This window comes from Treponema sp. OMZ 799, from assembly GCF_024181365.1.
Classification (GTDB): domain Bacteria; phylum Spirochaetota; class Spirochaetia; order Treponematales; family Treponemataceae; genus Treponema_B.
Map to the genome: position 1 here is coordinate 818,649 of NZ_CP051301.1, position 20,019 is coordinate 838,667.

General features: G+C 37.7%; 15 protein-coding genes. 3 read left to right on the top strand and 12 right to left on the bottom strand.

What is annotated here, in order from left to right; translation table 11 throughout:
• The first annotated feature begins 13 nt into the window (after positions 1-13).
• Entirely contained in the window at positions 14-1,120 is a 1,107-nt protein-coding gene (locus tag E4O04_RS03710) for an FAD:protein FMN transferase (protein ID WP_253709985.1), read from the top strand.
• Positions 1,121-1,329: 209 nt separating this feature from the next.
• On the opposite strand, the gene E4O04_RS03715 is transcribed toward E4O04_RS03710, so the two are convergent.
• The 6 genes from E4O04_RS03715 to E4O04_RS03740 all read right to left on the bottom strand — a co-directional run bounded on the left by E4O04_RS03715 (position 1,330) and on the right by E4O04_RS03740 (position 8,494).
• Positions 1,330-1,755 carry a Holliday junction resolvase-like protein gene (locus E4O04_RS03715; RefSeq protein WP_253685389.1) on the bottom strand — a complete coding sequence of 142 codons (426 nt, stop codon included), beginning with the start codon at positions 1,753-1,755 and terminating at the stop codon, positions 1,330-1,332.
• Positions 1,748-2,959 carry a M15 family metallopeptidase gene (locus E4O04_RS03720; RefSeq protein ID WP_371921922.1) on the bottom strand — a complete coding sequence of 404 codons (1,212 nt, stop codon included), beginning with the start codon at positions 2,957-2,959 and terminating at the stop codon, positions 1,748-1,750. The genes E4O04_RS03715 and E4O04_RS03720 overlap by 8 nt, the downstream gene beginning before the upstream one ends.
• A complete protein-coding gene (locus E4O04_RS03725) occupies positions 2,940-5,063 on the bottom strand; it encodes a hypothetical protein (protein ID WP_253709988.1) in 2,124 nt (707 codons plus the stop codon). Before E4O04_RS03725 ends, E4O04_RS03720 begins: the two co-directional genes overlap by 20 nt.
• A gap of 148 nt (positions 5,064-5,211) precedes the next feature.
• Positions 5,212-6,660 carry a MiaB/RimO family radical SAM methylthiotransferase gene (locus tag E4O04_RS03730; RefSeq protein ID WP_253710800.1) on the bottom strand — a complete coding sequence of 483 codons (1,449 nt, stop codon included), beginning with the start codon at positions 6,658-6,660 and terminating at the stop codon, positions 5,212-5,214.
• Positions 6,661-6,686: 26 nt separating this feature from the next.
• Positions 6,687-7,805: a helix-turn-helix domain-containing protein gene (locus E4O04_RS03735; protein ID WP_253685383.1), complete on the bottom strand. Its 1,119-nt coding sequence runs from the start codon at positions 7,803-7,805 to the stop codon at positions 6,687-6,689.
• Positions 7,806-7,825: 20 nt separating this feature from the next.
• The gene (locus tag E4O04_RS03740) at positions 7,826-8,494 is read right to left on the bottom strand and encodes a LolA family protein (protein WP_253685381.1); all 669 of its coding nucleotides are present in this window, start codon (positions 8,492-8,494) and stop codon (positions 7,826-7,828) included.
• A 167-nt stretch (positions 8,495-8,661) separates the two neighbouring features.
• Between E4O04_RS03740 and E4O04_RS03745 the strand changes: the two genes are divergently transcribed.
• A complete protein-coding gene (locus E4O04_RS03745; RefSeq protein ID WP_253709991.1) occupies positions 8,662-10,824 on the top strand; it encodes a methyl-accepting chemotaxis protein in 2,163 nt (720 codons plus the stop codon).
• A 26-nt stretch (positions 10,825-10,850) separates the two neighbouring features.
• Entirely contained in the window at positions 10,851-13,013 is a 2,163-nt protein-coding gene (locus E4O04_RS03750) for a methyl-accepting chemotaxis protein (protein ID WP_253709994.1), read from the top strand.
• 24 nt (positions 13,014-13,037) lie between these two features.
• Here the strand turns inward: E4O04_RS03750 and E4O04_RS03755 are convergent, their stop codons facing one another.
• The 6 genes from E4O04_RS03755 to E4O04_RS03780 form a co-directional block, all read right to left on the bottom strand.
• Positions 13,038-13,640 (bottom strand): class I SAM-dependent methyltransferase, encoded by a 603-nt coding sequence (locus E4O04_RS03755; protein WP_253709996.1) that lies wholly within the window; start codon positions 13,638-13,640, stop codon positions 13,038-13,040.
• Positions 13,641-13,731: 91 nt separating this feature from the next.
• Positions 13,732-15,756, bottom strand: coding sequence for a urocanate hydratase (locus E4O04_RS03760; RefSeq protein WP_253710008.1), 2,025 nt, complete (start codon positions 15,754-15,756; stop codon positions 13,732-13,734).
• A gap of 37 nt (positions 15,757-15,793) precedes the next feature.
• Positions 15,794-16,105, bottom strand: coding sequence for a YbjQ family protein (locus E4O04_RS03765; protein ID WP_253685371.1), 312 nt, complete (start codon positions 16,103-16,105; stop codon positions 15,794-15,796).
• Positions 16,106-16,229: 124 nt separating this feature from the next.
• The gene (locus E4O04_RS03770; RefSeq protein ID WP_253710011.1) at positions 16,230-17,579 is read right to left on the bottom strand and encodes a YjiH family protein; all 1,350 of its coding nucleotides are present in this window, start codon (positions 17,577-17,579) and stop codon (positions 16,230-16,232) included.
• 168 nt (positions 17,580-17,747) lie between these two features.
• Positions 17,748-18,422: a class I SAM-dependent methyltransferase gene (locus tag E4O04_RS03775; RefSeq protein ID WP_253710012.1), complete on the bottom strand. Its 675-nt coding sequence runs from the start codon at positions 18,420-18,422 to the stop codon at positions 17,748-17,750.
• Between the two features lie 237 nt (positions 18,423-18,659).
• The gene (locus tag E4O04_RS03780) at positions 18,660-19,907 is read right to left on the bottom strand and encodes an ATP-binding protein (protein ID WP_253710014.1); all 1,248 of its coding nucleotides are present in this window, start codon (positions 19,905-19,907) and stop codon (positions 18,660-18,662) included.
• Between the last annotated feature and the right edge of the window lie 112 nt (positions 19,908-20,019).

Genomic DNA, 20,019 nt, shown 5'->3' on the forward strand with positions numbered 1-20,019 from the left:
CGGCCTTTCTTTTATGCTTAAACATTTAAAATTTTTTTTCTTTTTTTTAGTTCTTCTTATTTTTTCTTGTACGCCTGCACGAACCGAATATTCTAAAACATGGCTTTCTCTTGGAACGGTTTGCAGGGTGCGTATCCTGACCTCCGAGCCTAAAAAAAAGGCTGAAGAAGTTTTAGAAAAGATGTATGAAACTCTGCTGAGGCTTGATTCAATCTTTAATGCAAACACCGATAAGCTTTCTGCAGAAAATAATAACCTAAAGGGCTTGATTAATACAGGGGAATCGGAACTTGAGCGCTTAAACAAAGCGGCCGGTCTTTCTCCTATAGAGGTTTCGCCGGAATTATACGAGCTTTTGCAAATTTCCCTTATGATGGCTGAGCTCACCGATGGTGCCTTTAATCCGGCTATCGGCCCCTTGGTAAAGCTTTGGAACATAGGCTTTGAAAATGAGGCCGTTCCTTCACCTGACGATATTAAAAAGGTCCTTCCTCTTTTAGACTATAAAGATGTAATCCTAGGTGCCGGAAACAAGGTGTTTTTGCAAAAAGAAGGCATGAGGCTGGATCTTGGCGGTATTGCAAAGGGCTATGCCGCCGATAAGATTGCAAAAATAATTTTAGATTATGGTATAAAGGATTTTTTAATAGATTTAGGCGGAAATATTCTTGCCTCAGGTAAAAATCCGTCGGGAAAAACTTGGAAGGCTGCTCTTAGGAACCCTATAATCGGTAAGAATAATTCTGTTGTCGTTATGGATCTTCAAGATGCTTCACTTGTAACATCAGGGAACTATGAAAGATTTATAAAGAAAGACGGGGTGCTTTATCATCATATCTTTGATTCAAAGACAGGTTATCCTGTACAAAACGATTTAAATGCCGTTTCCATTATGAGTGAAAGCTCTGCCCTTGCAGATGCTCTTTCTACTTCCGGCTATGTTTTAGCTGAAGGAAAAACAAGAGCTCTTTTACAAAAATTGGCGGCGGAAGAGTTCCCTCTTATCGGCAGACCTAAAATGCCCGCCTGTTTTTTATTTTATAAAGATAATTCCATTTCGGTTTTTGGGAATGATGAGATTTCTGTTGAAATTATAGATAAGGATTTTTTTATAAGGTAGAATAAATTCTTGATCAAAATCAACAACCCCGACGCAGAGCGTCAGGGTATTAAACCCTCCGCACGAATAAAGAAAAAGAACCCCCGAAAGGAGGATACGGGGGGTCTTTTTGAAGTAGTATGTGTATCTTTTCTGTGTGTGGATATAATCTATCAAATTAAATAAAAACTGTCAAGTATTTTTAAGAAAAATATGTATTTTTATTCATTTTACTGCTTTTTTATACGGTTTAATCTAAAATCTCTATCTACCCTGTATTCTACATATTTTATTTTTCCTTTTTCCACAGCATCTTTTAATGATCTTTCAACGGCACTCAAAGATGATGAGCCTGTCTTTACTTCTATAAAGCTTATATCTTTGATGGAGCCTTGAGATGATCCGTTAAATGCTATGTAGTCTATCGGCTTACCGATAAAATGTATCTCGGTGGGATCTGCAGGAAAACCGGGAAAAAACGGTGCGAGCTGCTCTGAAAGCTGTCCGTTTAATATTGCTCTTGAGCGTTTTACGGCATCCTTTCTGGCTTCTTTTAAATTCTTTAGATTCAAACTCCTTTCTTTATATTTTCCGATAATAAGTCCAACTAAAAAGGATATTGCAATTATAAATATTCCTAAAATAATCTTAATCAATCATTTCCTCCAGGTATTTTGGTTCTTGAGGTTCTTCTATATTTTCTTCCTCAATATGATTTTCTTGAGCTTTATCACCGATACCGTAAAAGGACATCAGATTATTGGAAAAGGATAAGGTAAATTTTACTAATTCTGCCATTTGAAAAATATCTGCAAGCTGCGGTGGTATTTTTTTATCAAGTGTAATTGTTTCCGTTTCAGGCTTTTGATATAACTTCTTTGTGTCCTGTGCTATAAATGTATTAAATTCCGAATATAGAACAAAATTCCGGATATATAAAAGTTCGGGGCGGTATTCAAAATGCATATTATCCCAGAGGGTCCATTTACCGCCCCAGATAAAACCTTCACTTTCAAAAGCATCTATTACGGCCTTAGGAGGTATCCATCTTCTGTAGGGCATTATTTTCATCCAATAATCATTCCTGGCCGCTTCCCAAAACCAATAGATTTTTTTGTTTCTGTAGTTTGCCGGTAAAAGATCGATAGCCGAGCCCCAGCTGTGGTTGCTAAGTTTACCGGAGTCTGCTATAACCCTCCAGTTAAAGCTCCAACACTGGTTTAGTTCTTTTAAAAATTTTTTAACTTCCGTGTTTGTTTTTTGGGCTTCATATATTTTTGCTTGAACACGCCTTAAAGGCCCTACAACACGTTGATGCACCCAGACATCATAACCCAAGAAACGTGATCGGCGTATTTGCTTTATAATCTCTTTGCGGTTTTTCCCATTAAATAAAAGCATAAAAAAGGTGTAATTTGGAGGAGGGGTTACTTTTCGATTCTTTATTAGACTTTCAGGTTTTAATGCCGATATAAGGTCTTCAGAAAAGTCTTTAGGATTTTGTATTTCATCAGAATAAAAATAAGAAATTATAGGGGCCCATCTTTGTTTGTTTTTAAGATCTTTTTTCGGTAAAAGTCTCCCATCTGCCCAATACAAATTTTGATTTCTTATCGTTATAAACCAATCGTTTAATTCCGAATCAAAGGAAATATTCTTTACAAGATCCGGATAGGCAGTTTGGATAGCTTTTAGACTAAGCCATGGATTATCAAGGTTAAAATTAAAGGTATCAAGTTTGTTTCTATTTTGGCATGGTACAATACTTAAACAAGCTATAAAAAAAAATAAAATAAAAAGAAACCTTTTAAAATTGTCTAAAATTGTTTGCATTTTGGTGCTATCTAAGTACTGAGTCAACAAGAGCCTTAAAATCTTTATTTTCAGGTTTTACCGGTTCTGTTTTACGGATAATAAAGACACCGTCCTCGTTTACTATTGTTTGCTCTTCGTTTACATCCAGCAAAGGAACAGGTTCACTTTCTCCTACTACATCCAGAGTTCCCAAGATGGGACTGTCGTCATATTTTCCCCACATTGAGCGTATAGGGCTATAATCGTCAGTAATGTATTCAACCTTTTTAGCTTCTATTTTTTCCAGTTCCGAAATAGGGACATCAAGTTCCGAAAAATCCAAACCCGAAATAGTATATCCTAAATCGTTTAAGCGGAGCATTGGGTCATCGATATCTTCTATTTCATCGATTACTTCTTCAACAGTTTCAACTTCCTCTATCTCATCGAGCTCTTCAACCGTTTCAGCTTCTTCTGCTTCATCTAGTTCTTCAATAGTTTCAGCTTCTTCTGCTTCATCTAGTTCTTCAACAGTTTCAACTTCCTCTATCTCATCGAGGTCTTCAACCGTTTCAGCTTCTTCTACTTCGTCAAGCTCTTCAACAGTTTCAGCTTTTTCTATCTCATCGAGTTCTTCAACAGTTTTAACTTCCTCTATCTCATCGAGTTCTTCAACAGTTTCAGCTTCTTCTATCTCATCGAGTTCTTCAACAGTTTCAGCTTCTTCTATCTCATCGAGTTCTTCAACAGTTTCAACTTCTTCTATCTCGTCAAGTTTTTCAACAGTTTCAACTTCTTCTATCTCGTCAAGTTTTTCAACCTCAGAGAGCCGATCGGGCGATTCTGACGATTCGGCAGCCGGTGTTGGCTTATCGGAACCATCTTTTTGCGTTTTTACCGCTTCCATCAATAGATTTATCAGCTCTTCAGCTTTTATATTTTTTAGGTCTTGGCTGAGGGATTTGTTTATTGAGGTTTTATTTATAATGTCAAATATTTCTTGCCAACTATTTTGCAAGAAATCATCTATTTCTTTTCCCTTTGTCTCAAGCGCTTTTTTTCCTAAGCCCTTCTTTATTTCCGCATTTACCTCATGCCTATGATACTCAAGCTCTTTTTGAAGTTCTGCCCAATTTTCTTTTTGAGATGTTTTTAAATAGTTTTTTAGGATGGACCAATGCAGTTGTTGAATTTTATTTTGTGCAACAAATAGTTTATTTCTCTTTAAATTTAATAATAAAAAGAACATTAAAAAGATGGTTACAAATACCGTAAAAACCAAAAAATATTTGACGGCCATGGGAAACATAAAAACGTTCTTTTCGGTTATACGGCCTATATAACCAAAGTCGGATTTTTTTGTGATAAGAACCCAGCGATCCTCTCCTTCAAGGCCTATTATGCGTAAAGTTTGAGGTACCCTTTCCCAGTCATTAAGAACGACTTCTTTTAATTCCGGAGAAACAACATTATGGTTACCTGTCAAAATACCTATTATGGTATGGGCTTCATCGGACAGGAGGGCTAAACCGTCACTGATTGAAAGGATATTTTGCGAAACCAAATGATATAAAAAGCTGTTTCCTGAGATATAAAAAACGGCCGTTCCCCTATATACATCATAGGTATCGTAAAAAGGCAAACAATATAGAATCACATCAAAAGCTGTTGAGGCCGTAATTTTTACTTCCGACTTGTCTGCAGATGCTATATGCTGGTATGGAATCAAATTACCTGTATCGTTATACTTCTTATATGAAAGCATTGAGTTTGTCTTGTTTAGAATGTCTTCCGGAAAGGTACTAAAGTGGATTTTTTGGTATTGGGAGTCGATTATTCTCAATCCTGCAAATCCGGGGATGGTCGATATTATTTTTGCAATAACGTTATTTCTTTCTTCTATGTCGGATCGGTCTTGATCTTGCTTTACAGCCGACATTAATGATTCTTCACGAAGAAAATTTTTAAATAGCTCGGTATTTGTTTCATTCCATGCTATAAAAGCTCTTTCGATCTCTTCCAGGTTTTCATTGACATGCCGTAAGATGGCCGGCTTATATATTTTTGTTTCCGTAAAAGACTCATAATCTGAGGCTGTTAAAAACAAAAGACCTGAAAATACAGCTAAAGAGATGACTAAACTTATAAGAACTTTTAAACTCGTACGCAATTTAAATCTCCAATACCTATTTTATCATATTTATGAAGAATTAGTAAACCCTCTAAAATATTCTAAGGCCGAATTAATTATACCTCATTACAGTATCGGCGTGTTTTTATAAGGCTTTATAAATTATGATATTTTTTATGGATAAGTTTTAAACGGCTAGAGCTTCCAAATCAAAACCGTTTCTGGCTAAGATTTTTGCTTTTACAATGGAGCCGGGGACTATGGTATTTCCGTCCGTGTCTTTTTTGTCTAAGTCAAAGCTTAAAATGACGGCTCCGTCAACTTCAGGTGCTTGAAACCAGGTCCGCCCAAGGGCTAAGAATGTTGTATCCTCTTCAAGTTCCGTCTCTTCATCCTCATTAAATTCAAAAAGCCGATCTGCCGGAATAAGCTCTTCTACTAAGACCTCTATTTCTTTTCCTATAAAAGAATCAAGTTTTTTTTCGGTTATGGAGGTTTGGATATTTTGTATTTCGGCAAGGCGGAATTCGGCTGTTTTTTGTGAGACTCTTCCTTTAAAAGAGTATGAAGGAGTATCTTCTTCCCTTGAATATGTAAAGCCTCCCGACCAAAGAGGTTCTAAGTTCTTTAAAAAGGCGATAGTTTCATTGAAGTCCTCATCCGTTTCACCCGGAAAGCCTACCAGAAAAGTTGTCCGTATTTGAGGTTCTCCATATGGACTGTTTGCTTTTTTAAACGCTTCCCTTATATTCTTTACGATATCAAGGTAAACTTCGGCAGAGCCTTTTCTGTTCATAGCCCTTATTATTTTTTGTGCCCCTGATTGAAAGGGAATATCGAAATAGGGCAAAAATCTTTTATCTGCCGTCATTATAGGAAGAATGTCAAGCGGAAAATGGTCCGGATGAATGTAGAGTAATCTTATCTTAAAATTGCCGTTTATTTCAGAAATGCTCTTTAAAAGGAGGGCTAAGCCGGAGTAGTTTTTTTTATGCAATTCAGCCTTTTTTAGGTCATCTTTTCCTGTTTGATAGGCGGCTAGGTCTTGTCCGATCAGGTTAAATTCATAAAAGCCCTTTTCTAAAAAGGCTTTTATTTCATCACAGATGTCTTTTACAGATCGGCTTCTTAACCGGCCTCTGATAAGGGGGATGGCACAAAAACTGCAAAAATTATCACAGCCTTCGGTTATTTTGATATAGGCAGAACGCGGAAAGTTAAGTATCTTAGGTCTTTCCCCTCCGCAGACTCCTGTTTGAGGCGGAACAAGGGCTTTTTCGCTGCTTTTTTCGGGCAAGGTATGTTTAGAAAACATAGTCTCTATTAATTGGGGCAATAGATAAAGGTTTCCGTTGCCAAAAATACCGTCTGCTTCAGGTAAATCCTTTTTAAGCACCTCGGCATAACGCTCTGCCAAACATCCTGCTAAGAGAATCTTAGCCTTAGGGTGGGCTGCCTTAGCCTGTAATACGGCATTTATCGATTCTTCCTTTGCAGAATTAATAAATCCGCAAGAATTTACTATGATAAGATCGGCATCATCGGGGTTGGAGGTGTTTTCCCACGATAAATTATCCATTATCCCTATTATAAGCTCTGCATCAACCTGGTTTTTTGCACAGCCGTGCAAGTCCATAAAAAATTTTTTTTGAAGCATCTATTTTAATCGACATCTACAACTATGAATTTAAAGCGTTTGGTTTCATCGTCCCGTATCCACTTGAGGTCTTTTACGATAACTTCTCCCGGCCGGCTGACTTCCAAATCTACTGTTTTACCGCCTGCAACTACTTGGAGTTTTACTGCATTTCCGTTGGATGCCCAAATTCTTAGACCGTTATTGGCTTGAACGGTAAGCTGTTCGGCTTTTTGATAGTATCTTTCTTCCCTGTTAGCTCTGTCCGCCTCATGTCTGAATAGGCAGTAGCCCCTAAATGTAGCATTTAGGGTTACGGGATAGGCAGACCCGCTTTCAAACAATACCTTGTAAGCAGCAGATGCTTGAGAGTCTCCTTCGGAAACGACTAAGTCCGTTCCTGCAGAGGGTGTTCCCTGTGCAATATTATTTCCGGTCAAGATAGATACCAGAGCTCCGGATTCTGAGTTACTTTTATCGATATCTTCTAAAGTAATTTCTATATCCGGTGTCAAATCATTATCAAGATCTATTTTTACTGTCTGTCCTAAGCTTATGATTTGATTTCCCAATCCGGTTTTTAAGTTTAATTTAGGGCTTATTTTTTCTACCTCAATCTTGTGTTCTTTATCTTTTATGCTTAATTTTAAAACATCACCCTCAAATACTCTTTGTTCATACTTTTGCTGATTTATTTCATATGTTTTTGCTTCCCTTGTTTCCCGGACTTCGGTTACAGCATTTTCCCGGCTGCGTTTTTGCTGTATTGCCGGTATCCAGCTTTTAATTGCAAAAAAAACTACTATAATTATTAATGCAATAGCTGCCAATACACCAAAGCCTATAATAAGGGGTTTAGACAAAGCAAAGCCTCTTTTTTCTAATAGGGCATCGGGGGGCAAAGAGGTTTCCTGTATTTTAATCTGTTTATAAAGATTGGTTATTTCTTCGGGGTCAAGGTCCAGATATTCACAATAATTTCTCAAAAAACCTACGATATACGGCTCTGCGGGGAAAACGCTATAATCATCGCTTTCCAAGGCTTCCAAGTACCTTTTGGCTATATTTGTTTCTCTTGCAACTTGGTCAAGCTCAAGATCTTTTTTTATTCTTGTTTCGGTGAGTAATTTTCCGATTTCGTTCATTATTTATCTCCCATACCAAATTAATCGACAAAAAGAAAATCATTAAAGGATTTTGCTGTAGAAGGAGCATCAAAAACAAAGTTTCTGCTGCCTACTCCTGCGTTTATTCTGTAATTATAAAAATCGAATGTAATTTTACCGCCTGAAACAGGTATTGCCTCAATTCGGCGTATTAATTTACCGTCAGGATAAATCATAACGCGAAGAGTTTTGAAGGTCTCGGTTGCAGATTTTCTATTCATCAATAATATTATAACGTTTTCAGAGGAGCCTTCTTCCAAGGGCTGCGGAGCCGATGTCGCATCGTATTGAATTGTGTAACCTCTTTTCATAAGGGAAAGGCCTTGAGGGGTTGCCAGTGAAGAACCTCCGGCATTGCTTTGTTCGACATCCTGAGTCAAAATGGTTCTGTATTGGGGCAGGTAAATTGAAAGAGTGTTTCCGTTAAAAACTATGCATTGCTCTTCAGGAACCCTAAAATCCAAGCGCAGCTTATCGGGTCTCTTAAACATGGCCGTAGCCTGTTGTGTTGAATTTCCTGAACTTATGCTCATATCTACAATATAATCCTGTATTTGAGCATACCTATCGGAAACTGAAGCAAACAAATCGCCCGCGGTAGTTATATTTTGAGAAAAACAAAGCGAACCTATAAGAATAAATAAAATAATACTTATATTTTTTTTCATGTACCCTACAGTAAAGCAAAAAACAACTATAAAGTCAAGTAGAGGCATTTAAAAAAATATATGTACTATCTGTAACAAGATACTTGTTTTTTTGTTTTGGTAAACAGTGTATTTCATTTATAATATATAGATAAATTATTATAGATTATATTCTGAAGGAGAATTATATGAAAGGAAAGGTTCTAGGAACCAAACAAAAAGAAAAAATGTTTTCCATAAGATGGAAGATAATTTTAATTTTAGTTGTTATTATTGTGGTTTTTAGCGTAGTAACTGTAGGTTTTATAGGTACTACCCTTAATCGGAACAGTATTAAGCGGTTTAATAGGATTGTGCCTAGAGATCTTTCCTATATATCGAATTCTTTTCAACTTTTTTTTAATAATTCAAAGGCTGTTTTAAATAGTTTGGCTGAAGATGAGGCCGTTAGAAATGCTGATGATTCAATTTATTCTTATATCTCGTCAACGAAAAAGGTAAAAGCTTCCGATACTATCAAAAGTGAAACCGAAAAGCAGCTTGTCAAAAGGTTTAAAAATATTTTTTCCAACTTTCCTGAATATGTTGAAGTTTATATGGGAACAAAATGGGGAGGATATGCTACAAGTTTTGATGGAGAAATGCCGGCCGGCTACGACCCCCGCAAGCGGATGTGGTATCAAAAGGCTTCTGAGGGAAAGGGTGAAACGATAATAACAAATGCCTTTTTGTCTACGGTTGGGGATACGGTCGTAGGTCTTTCTAAGAGTGTCTATTCGGAAAACAGCGAATTTTTAGGCAATGTCAGCATTGAAGTTACCCTTAACACTCTAACGGATATTCTTGTAAAATCAAAACTCGGTAATACAGGATATTTTATGCTTGTTCAGGGAGACGGTACTATTTTGGCCGATCCAAGGCATGTGGATTTTAATTTTAAAAATATTTCTGAGGTCGGTGTTCCTGATTTTGCCAAACTCCAATCTGAGAAACCGGAAAAAATCTTTTTTGACGGAAAATATTGGCTTTCAAAAACACACACAATTGAAGGTCTTGGATGGACAATTGTAGGTCTTGTGGAAGAGGATGAGGTTTTTGCTGAATATTATTCTCTTATAAGATATATTTTTACCCTGAGTTTAATTATTTTGTTTATTTTTATATTTATATCGGCCATAATAATTCTTCGAATTACTGATCCTATAAAGAAGGTTTTAAATGTTTTAAAGGATATTTCTGAAGGAGAGGGAGATCTTACTGTTAGACTTCCGGTAAGGGGAAGAGATGAAACTTCTAAGTTATCGGAGTACTTTAACAAAACCATTACCAAAATAGGCTCATCAATAAAAACTGCTTCGCTTAATGCCGAATCAATGCGTAGAATAAGCCAAAATTTGGCAGGTAATATAACTCAGACTGCCGGCTCAATAAATCAAATAACTTCAAATATTGAAGGAGTAAAAGAAAAAGTATCAAACCAGTTTTTAAGTATTGACGAAACTGCAGCCTCTCTTAAAGTTCTTCTTCAAAATATATCCAAGCTGGATGGGCACATAGAAGCTCAATCTGCAAGTATGGCTGTTTCTTCTGCAGCAATGGAGCAGTTAATAATGGATATCAAGAGTGTGGGGGATATTCTGGAAAAAAATAAGGGCCTTATAACTAAGCTTGAAGAGGCTTCAGGTTATGTAAAACATTCTTCGATAGAATCTGCAAAACTTACAGCCGAAATGAGCGAAGAATCTGAAGGTCTTTTAAATGCGGGAAAGATTATTCAACACATAGCAAGCCAGACGAATCTTCTTGCCATGAATGCCGCCATTGAAGCAGCTCATGCAGGAGAAGCCGGAAAGGGCTTTGCTGTTGTTGCAGATGAAATAAGAAAGTTGTCTGAAGAATCCAGTGTTCAAGGAAAAACGATAACAACCGTTTTGCAAAATCTTAAATTAAAGATAGATAAGATTGCATCCGACAGCATAAAATCCGAAGAACTTTTTATGGAAAACTTTAGGCTTACGGAGGCTGTAAAAGAGCAAGAAAATATGATAATGCAGGCAATGAGAGAAGAAATAGCAAGAGGCGAGGAAGTATTGAAGGCTATTTCGGATTTTATTGAGGTAACTGCATCTGTTAAAGAAAGCTCAAGCGAAATGCTTATGAGCAGCAATACTGTATCGAAAGAAATGCAGAACATATCAAAGATAAGCGAAGTTATTACGACCGGAATGAATGATATGTCTGTAGATGCTGAAGAGATAAATAAGGCTATTACCGAAATAGATTCTATGAGTCAAACCCACCAAGACAATATAAATGATCTTGCGGAAGCAATTAAAAAATTCAAATTCTAGAAAATGATTTGGAATATAGGAGAACTATGATGATGAGCACCAATAATACACAAAAAAAAGAAAAGATGTTTTCGATCAGGTATAAAGTAATACTGTTTTTTATATTTACTATTTTAGTCTTTACAAGCTTAACAGTATACATTATCGGAAAGAATATTAAGACTGAAAATTTAAGGAGGGTAGACAGGGTTGTTCCTCGGGATTTGGAATATATATCGAATTCGTTTACAATCTTTTTCGATAATGCAAAATCTGTTCTATTATCCATTTCACAAAATAAAGATGTCAGGTCTGCTGACAGTTCAATAAATTCTTTTGCCTTGTCGGAAACTAAAACAAGCTTGAAAAATATAAAGCGAAGTGAAACCGAAAAAAACATAGTAGATGTGTTTAAAAATTTATTTTCAAGTTTTCCTGAATATGTTGAAGTTTATATGGGAACAAAATGGGGCGGTTCGGTTACCAGTTATGACGGAGAAATGCCTGCTTTTTTTGATCCCCGTAAACGAAAGTGGTATGAAGATGCAGCTGCTGCGAATGGAGAGACTGTAATAGCCGAAGCTTTTGAATCTACAGTCGGCGATACAGTTATCGGTCTTTACAAAAGTGTTTTTTCGCAAGAAAATGAATTTTTAGGCAATGTAGGTATTGAAGTTACGCTTACCACTTTGACCGATATGATTTCCAAGTCCAAGCTTGGGACAAACGGGTATTTTATGCTTATTCAAGGGGACGGTACAATACTGGCTGATCCTAAACATAAGGATTTTAACTTTAAAAATATTTCTGATGTGCCAGTTCCAGATTTTGTAAAGCTTAAAGATTCAGTAAATGTAAAAATATTTATGGAAGGCAAATATTGGCTTACTTATACAAAGGTTATAGAGGGGCTTGATTGGCGGATTGTAGGACTTATTCAGGAAGATGAGGTTTATGCGGAATATTACTCGGTCATAAACTCAATCCTCAGTATAAGCCTGGTTGTGCTGTCGATATTTCTCATAGTTTTTGTAGTAATTGTTCTTAAAATTACTGACCCGATAAAAAAGGTTCTTTATGTGTTAAAAGATATTTCGGAAGGTGAGGGTGATTTAACTGTCAGGCTTCCTATAAAGGGTAGGGACGAAACTGCAAAATTATCCGCCTATTTTAACAAGACTATGTCAAAGATAGGAGCTTCCATTAAAACGGCATCAAAAAATACCGATATAATGCGGAATTTTAGCGAAGAGCTTGTAGGAAGCATAGCTCAGACGGCCGGTTCCGTAAATCAAATAACTTCCAACATTGACGAAATAAAAGAAAGAATTTCAAAACAGTTTTCAAGTATTGATGAGACAGGTTCTTCAATAAATGTTCTGCTTCAAAATATCGAAAAATTGGATTCTCATATTGAAAATCAGGCTGCAAGTATGACCGTTTCGTCTTCGGCAATGGAACAGCTTATACTGGATATTCGAAGTGTCGGGGATATTTTAGAAAAGAATAGAGATTTAATTACACGGCTTGAAGAAGCTTCCGTCTATGTAAAACAATCTTCGATAGAGTCTGCAAAGCTTACAGCCGAAATGAGCGAAGAATCCGAAGGTCTTTTAAATGCCGGAAAGATTATTCAGCATATTGCAAGCCAGACGAATCTTCTTGCCATGAATGCCGCCATTGAAGCAGCTCATGCAGGAGAAGCCGGAAAGGGCTTTGCTGTTGTTGCAGATGAAATAAGAAAGTTGTCTGAAGAATCCAGTGTTCAAGGAAAAACGATAACAACCGTTTTGCAAAATCTTAAATTAAAGATAGATAAGATTGCATCCGACAGCATAAAATCCGAAGAACTTTTTATGGAAAACTTTAGGCTTACGGAGGCTGTAAAAGAGCAAGAAAATATGATAATGCAGGCAATGAGAGAAGAAATAGCAAGAGGCGAGGAAGTATTGAAGGCTATTTCGGATTTTATTGAGGTAACTGCATCTGTTAAAGAAAGCTCAAGCGAAATGCTTATGAGCAGCAATACTGTATCGAAAGAAATGCAGAACATATCAAAGATAAGCGAAGTTATTACGACCGGAATGAATGATATGTCTGTAGATGCTGAAGAGATAAATAAGGCTATTACCGAAATAGATTCTATGAGTCAAACCCACCAAGACAGCATAAACAATCTTGCAAAAGAAATGAAGCAGTTTAAGGTTTAGAAACTTTTGCCGGTGCAGCTGCCTTTATTCCTTTGTGATGACGGCAACTGCACAAGGAACCCTGCCTTCAATCAAACTGTATTCTGTATTTTTATACCCGGCATCGAAAAAAAACCGACGGTAGGAATCGTATGTGAATTCTATTTTAAATATGCTTCCTTTTTTTCCAAGAAGATTTGCAAGGCCTCTTTTCTTATTAGAAGTTTTGGTGTTCATATATGTAGGGATGATTATTTTCCCCTTTACAGAACAGACCCTTTCCAGCTCTTTTAAGGCTTTGTACGGATCATCCAAGAGGTGAATAACATTTGCGGCTATAACCTTGGTAAAATTTTTATCGGGATAATTAAGGTGAAGGATATCGGCTTCACAAAATTCGGCATTTGTATAGGCCTTACACTTTTTTCTTGCCTTTTTTAGCATGTTCTTTGATATGTCTGTTGCTATGAGTTTTTTGCATCTTGAAGCGACACCAAGGCTAAGCATGCCTGTTCCGCAAGCACATTCCAAAACAATGTCTTGGTTTGTAATCATAGAATTTATCTTTTTACAAAGAACCTCATGAACTTTGCTGTTATAAAGATTTGCAAAAATATCATAAATGCCCGCAACCTTATCCCAAATCATAAGCCCTCCTAATAGTAAGTATACGATATAAGTTTCGGCAAAAAAAACGCAGGGCTTATTAAAAAGTCCTGCGTTTTTATAACAGCCGTTTTTATTTTTTATATTTTTGCTCGACCAGTTTTTTTATGAACTCATTCTTAGCAACGTAGGGAATCGTGATGTGGCCGTTAGAATAATTTTTGTTGTATTCGATACTGGTGGTGATGGAGTTTTCGTTGCGGGCCCAGTTTCGGCGGGCGACGCCTCCCATTACGTCCCACATAATTGCGGACTTGATAATCTCGTCAACTCTTTCGCTTCCGTCAAGTACGAGGCCGAAGCCGCCGTTAATGGATTTTCCGATACCTACACCTCCGCCGTTGTGAAGGGCTACAAGGCTCATTCCTCGGGCTGCGTTTCCGGCATAGCACTGTACGGCCATGTCTGCCATTACGTTACTTCCGTCCTTGATATTGGAGGTTTCCCTAAAGGGAGAGTCCGTACCGCTTACATCGTGGTGGTCGCGTCCCATCATAACCGGTCCTATTTCGCCCTTGCGAACCATCTCGTTAAACTTTAAGGCTATGTCTCTTCTTCCCTCGGCATCCTGATAAAGAATTCGGGCTTGAGTTCCTACAACGAGCTTGTTCTTTTTGGCATCGCGTACCCAGTAGTAGTTGTCTCTGTCCTGACCTCGGCGGTCGGGATTGATGCAGCTCATTGCGGCAGCGTCGGTCTTATCCAAGTCTTCAGGTTTTCCGGACAAACATACCCAGCGGAAGGGGCCGTAACCGTAATCGAAGAGTTCGGGTCCCATAAGGTCTTCTACATATGAGGGGAAGATAAATCCGTCTTTTTCGTCAATTCCGTTTTTGGAAACATCCTTTGCTCCTGCATCAAATACGGCTTTTAGGAAGGAGTTTCCGTAGTCGAAGAAGTAGGTTCCTCTTGAAGAAAGAATCTTGATAAGCTCAAAGTGGTGCTTTAATGTAGAATCTACCCTCTTGCAGAATTCTTCGCGGTTTTCGTAGAGGAGCTTTGTTCTTTCTTCAAAGGTCATCTTTTCGGGACAGTAGCCGCCCTCATAGGGTGCGTGACAGGAGGTCTGATCCGAAAGGAGGTCGATGTGAACATTTTTGTCTACACAGTATTGAAGAAGGTCTACAATGTTGCCGTGATAGGCTATTGAGATGGGCTCCTTCTTTTTTAGGTACTCGTCAACCTTTTTAAAGATTTCATCAAGGTTATCGGACATTTCGTGAACCCAACCTTGTTCAAGACGGGTGTTGATTCTCGATTTATCGACCTCGGCAAAAACACCGACGGCATTTGCTATTTCGCAAGCCTTGGGCTGGGCTCCGGACATTCCGCCCAAGCCGGAAGAAATAAAGAGTTTTCCCTTTAAGTCGCCGTCGCTTGCAACTCCGAGTTCCTTGCGGCCGGCTGTGAGGATTGTATTAAATGTTCCGTGAACGATACCCTGAGGACCGATATACATCCAGCCGCCGGCTGTCATCTGGCCGTAGTTGGCAACTCCCATTTCTTCTGCAATTTCCCAGTCCTTATAATTATCGAACATGCCTATCATAAGGCCGTTTGTAATTATAACCCGAGGGGCTTCAGGCTTTGAGGGGAAGAGGCCTAAGGGGTGCCCCGATTCCATAACTAGGGTTTGATCTTCAGTTAATTCTTCCAAGTATTTTTTGATGAGCCGGTACTGGAGCCAGTCATGGCAGACCGAGCCCGTTTCACCGTAGGTTACAAGCTCGTATGGGTAGAGGGCGACATCGAAGTCAAGGTTGTTGTCTATCATAACCTGCATAGCCTTTGCTGCAAGACATTTGCCCTTGTACTCATCTATGGGTTTTCCGTAAATGTTTCCGTGAGGCCTATAGCGGTAGGCATAAATTCGGCCGTAGGTAAAAAGCTCATCCAAAAATTCGGGAGCGAGCTTTTCATGAAGTTCTTCCGGTACATAGCGTAGGGCATTTTTTAAGGCTATTTCTGTTTGAGACTTTGTCAAGTTAAAACCCCGGCTTGGTGCACGCCTGATTCCCTTTTCAAAAACAGGATCGGGAGGAAGTGTTGCGTCAAGTTTAATGGTCATCGCAGATGCGATTTCTTTGTTTGTAATCATAATTCTTATCTCCTTAAAAATAAATATTGTAGTTATTTTATACGAATTTTACTGCAGTTCCGTAGGCCGTAACTTCTGCAGCACCCTGCATTACGGCAGATGTTGAAAAGCGTAGGTTGATAACTGCATCTGCATTCATTTGTTCTGCCTTTTTTATCATGTGTTCAATAGCGATTCCTCTTGCTTCATCCATCATCTTAGTATAGGAGCCCAGCTCACCACCGACGAGGTTTTTTAAGCCTGCTCCGAAGTCTTTAAACATATTTTTGGATTGGACGGTACTGCCGAAAACCAAAGCAATGGTTTCTATATTTTTTCCCGAAATAAAATCTGTGTTTACAACTATCATAACTTTTCTCCTTTTAATAAATATTATGTTAAGAAGAATTATATCATAATAAGTTTAAATTTTAAAGAGCTTAGAACTTATAAAAATTATATTGGTTTTAAGCTTAAAGAACAAGGAGAGCCGCTTACTTTGCTATTAAATACGTAAAGATATACACAAAGGGGGCCGTCAGCAGAATCGAAAGGATAACCCTTTCAACCCAGATGATAAGATAATCCTTTATCTTTAATGGGATTTCCGTGCTCATCATACAGGGGATTGAGGCCGAGAAAAATAAGATTTCCGAAACGCAAGCGACGGCGACGACCAGTCTTGTACCTGCCGAAGCACTTGCAACTAATGGAGCAGGCAAGAACATTTCTGCAATGCTTGTGGCAAGAGCCTTTGCTGCAAGAACGGGTTCAGGCAGTTGGATCAGCCATGTAAACGGCACGAAGATATACCCGATTATGTCAAAGACAGGGGTATACTTTGCAATAATCAGGCCTAAACTTCCGATTGCCATAAGGGAAGGGGCAAGGCCTATTGCAAGTTTTATACCGTCAAGCAAATTTATTTTTACATTTTGAAGAAGGGAAGGTGCGGAGTTGCAAACCTTTACAGCCTCTCCTAAGGCGATCTTAAATTTATTTCCCTTTACATCGGTTTCAATGTCGCCTTTTCTGTCTTCATAATAGGAATCGGCTTTTTTGGATAGAGGATATATTCTTGCCGTAATTGCCGTTACTATAAAGGTAACTATAACCGTTGTCCAAAAATAGAAGTTCCAATATTCCATAAAGCCGAGAGTTTTTGCTACGATTATCATAAAGGTTGCGGATACGGTAGAAAAACCCGTTGCGATTATTGCAGCTTCCTTATTGGTGTACTTGCCTTCTTTGTACACGCGGTTTGTGATGAGTAAGGCTATCGAATAGCTTCCTACAAAAGAAGCTACTGCATCAATGGCACTTCTTCCCGGAGTTTTCCAGACAGGCTTCATTACGGGGCGCATAAAGACCCCGACAAATTCCATTAAACCATAACCGACAATAAATGCCAAAAAGACCGAGCCTATAGGAACGATGGTTGTAACAGGAACAACTATTTTACCGTAGATAAATGGAAGCATTCCTTTTGCTAAAAGAGCTTCGGGGCCTACATTGAATACAGTCATAATTGCAAAGGGAATTGCAAGAATATTGATAATTGAAAATACCGTCTTTACCTTGGTCTTTTTCCATGAGCCGGTTACAAAGGGAAAAACTACGCCCACACAGCAAAGCAAGAGGCCCCAGTATGCTGCATAATAGGGAATCTTTTGAATCAATCCCACAATGTGATCCAAGGGAATAGTCTTTTTTCCTCCGATTGCAATCGGGATAAAAAACATAAAAATTCCGATCAAACTATAAACTACAAAGCGGATTATAGTCTTCGGATCCGTCTTTCCTTCGAGAACAGCCTTGTTCTCGTTCAGTTTTTCGTCACTCATCGTGAACCTCCTATAAAACTTTTGCAGGAAGCATTAGCTTCCGAAAAAAGTTTTTTCACGCAGTTTGTTTACAAACTGCATACAATAATGCGATGTTTTGTGCTTTGCACAAAACTCGACAGATAAACAGTGAGGCTGTATTGCTGCCGAACTGTTTATCGTGTCTCCTCAAGTTTTTATGATTAAAAATAGACTTGACTCATCTATTTCTTTAATCTCATATTCAAGGCCGGATTTTTTACCTAAATCGTCAAAATCTTTTTCGGTGAAGGTTCGGGCCTTAAATCCGTCTTTGCAGATAATGATACCGTCCTTTGTTTTTTCTTCATCTATTTCTCCCAAAAGTTTTTTATCGGCTTGCTCTTTAAACCAGTCTAAACGGATATTCCAAAATTTGGAGCTATAAGTACTAAAATAAGCTCTCCCATTCTTTTTTAAGGCTTTTATACATTTTTGTATAAGCTCTTCAGGTTCTCCCTTGATTGCCGAAAGCCCGTTTTGTAAACAAAGAACCATATCGAATTCTTCTTTAAAATTCATTTTATAGGCATCCATTGTTTCAAGATAAATATTCGAACCGTCTTTTAAAAATTCTTTTGCAAATTTAATTGAATCTTCCGAAATATCTATTCCCGTTACAGCCTTTGCATAGGGATAGAGTTCTTTTAAGATACGCCCATATCCGCAGCCGATTTCAAGGACGGATTCATTGCCTGTCAACTGTTTTTTGATAAAATTGATTTCCTCATCTAAATATTGCTTTACACGAGGAATCGCCGTTTCATAGACTTGGAACAACTTTTGCGAATTTAAACTTTTTGCATAATAATTTTCTTTACACATAAACTACTCCCATGAAATTTTCTTAATATTATTCTACCCCCCCCCCCCCCCATTTTGTCAAGTATTTTTTTTATTTTTTGTAGAAAAACTACTATCATTAGTATAATCTCCGCCTTAGAAAACTGTCAAGAGTTTTTTTTTGATTAAATGAAATTTTATTAAATTTGTAAAATTCTCAAATTATTCCACTGTAAGCTCTGTTTCGAGGCCGGCATAACCTAAATAATGCATAATTTATTACAATGTTGTTAAGATGTTTTCATTAAGTAGAAAATCCAGCAGGCCGACAACCGATATACCGTTTTCTGTCCGCCACGGTTTTATGACATCTTTTACGACAATTATTTTTTTGAAGTTGTCGGCAATATGCATAAGCGGGCGGGATTCCTGTTCGGTCTTTTCCGGTGTTGCGATATTTAGGGCCGATTGAATATAATATCGCTCATTTCCTGCATTACATACAAAGTCAACTTCGGTTTGAAGACGTTTATTGTTTTGGCGAATTTCAACAACACCGATATCTACATTGTAACCTCTAATAATCAGCTCGTTATAAAGGACATTTTCCATCAAATGATTTTCTTCTTGCTGACGAAAATTTAATTTTGCGTTACGTAAGCCTAAGTCTGCAAAATAATATTTTTGCGGTGTATTGATATATTTTCTTCCCTTAACATCATAGCGGAGAACTTTTTTTACAATAAAAGCATCTTCAACGGCATCCAAATACGAATTTACCGTATTTAGCGATAATTCTTTTTCACCTTTACTCTTAAAAGTATCATGGATTTTTTGAGGATTTGTTAATGAGCCGACAGATGATGCTAAAATATGTATAATTGAATCAAGAATATCAGCCCGTTTAATTTTATTCCGTTCAACAATATCTTTTATATAAGTATAATCGAATAGTTGTTTTAAATATTCTGATTTTTCCCTGTCGGTGCTCATTGAAAGATTTAAAGGCATACCGCCATAGTGCAAATATTCTGCAAAACCCTCATATTTATCACCGCCCGTTGCTGCATAAAATTCACGAAACGATAAGGGGTTTATATGGATTTGATCGCCCCTGCCCCGCAGTTCCGTCATAACATCCGATGAAAGAAATTTGGAATTGCTCCCCGTTACATATATATCGACATTCTTTTCATAAAGGAGGCCTGTCAATACCAATTCAAATTCTTCTACCAGCTGAATTTCATCGAGAATAAGATAATAATTTTTTTTATCCTTTAAAAATGAACGGATATATTCGTCAAAAGCCAGAGGGTTGCGGTGAAATTTTTTGTTTGTAATTTTATCCAGCTCAATTTTGATAATGTGATCTTTGGGCACGCCTGTTTTTAGTAAATAATTTTTGAAAATCGGGTCTAAAAGGTAAGATTTTCCGCACCGTCTAATTCCCGTTACCACCTTGATTAAACCGTTTTCTCTTTTTCTTATCAGTTGTTCTAAATAAGTATTCCGCTTAATTTGCTTCATATCCGCCTCACTGAAGAAAAATGACAAAAATGGCATTTTTCTTCAGTCATATAATAGCATTCTACAGGAAATAATGCAAGAGCTTTTAAGTTAAAATTCCGATAAAACGGAC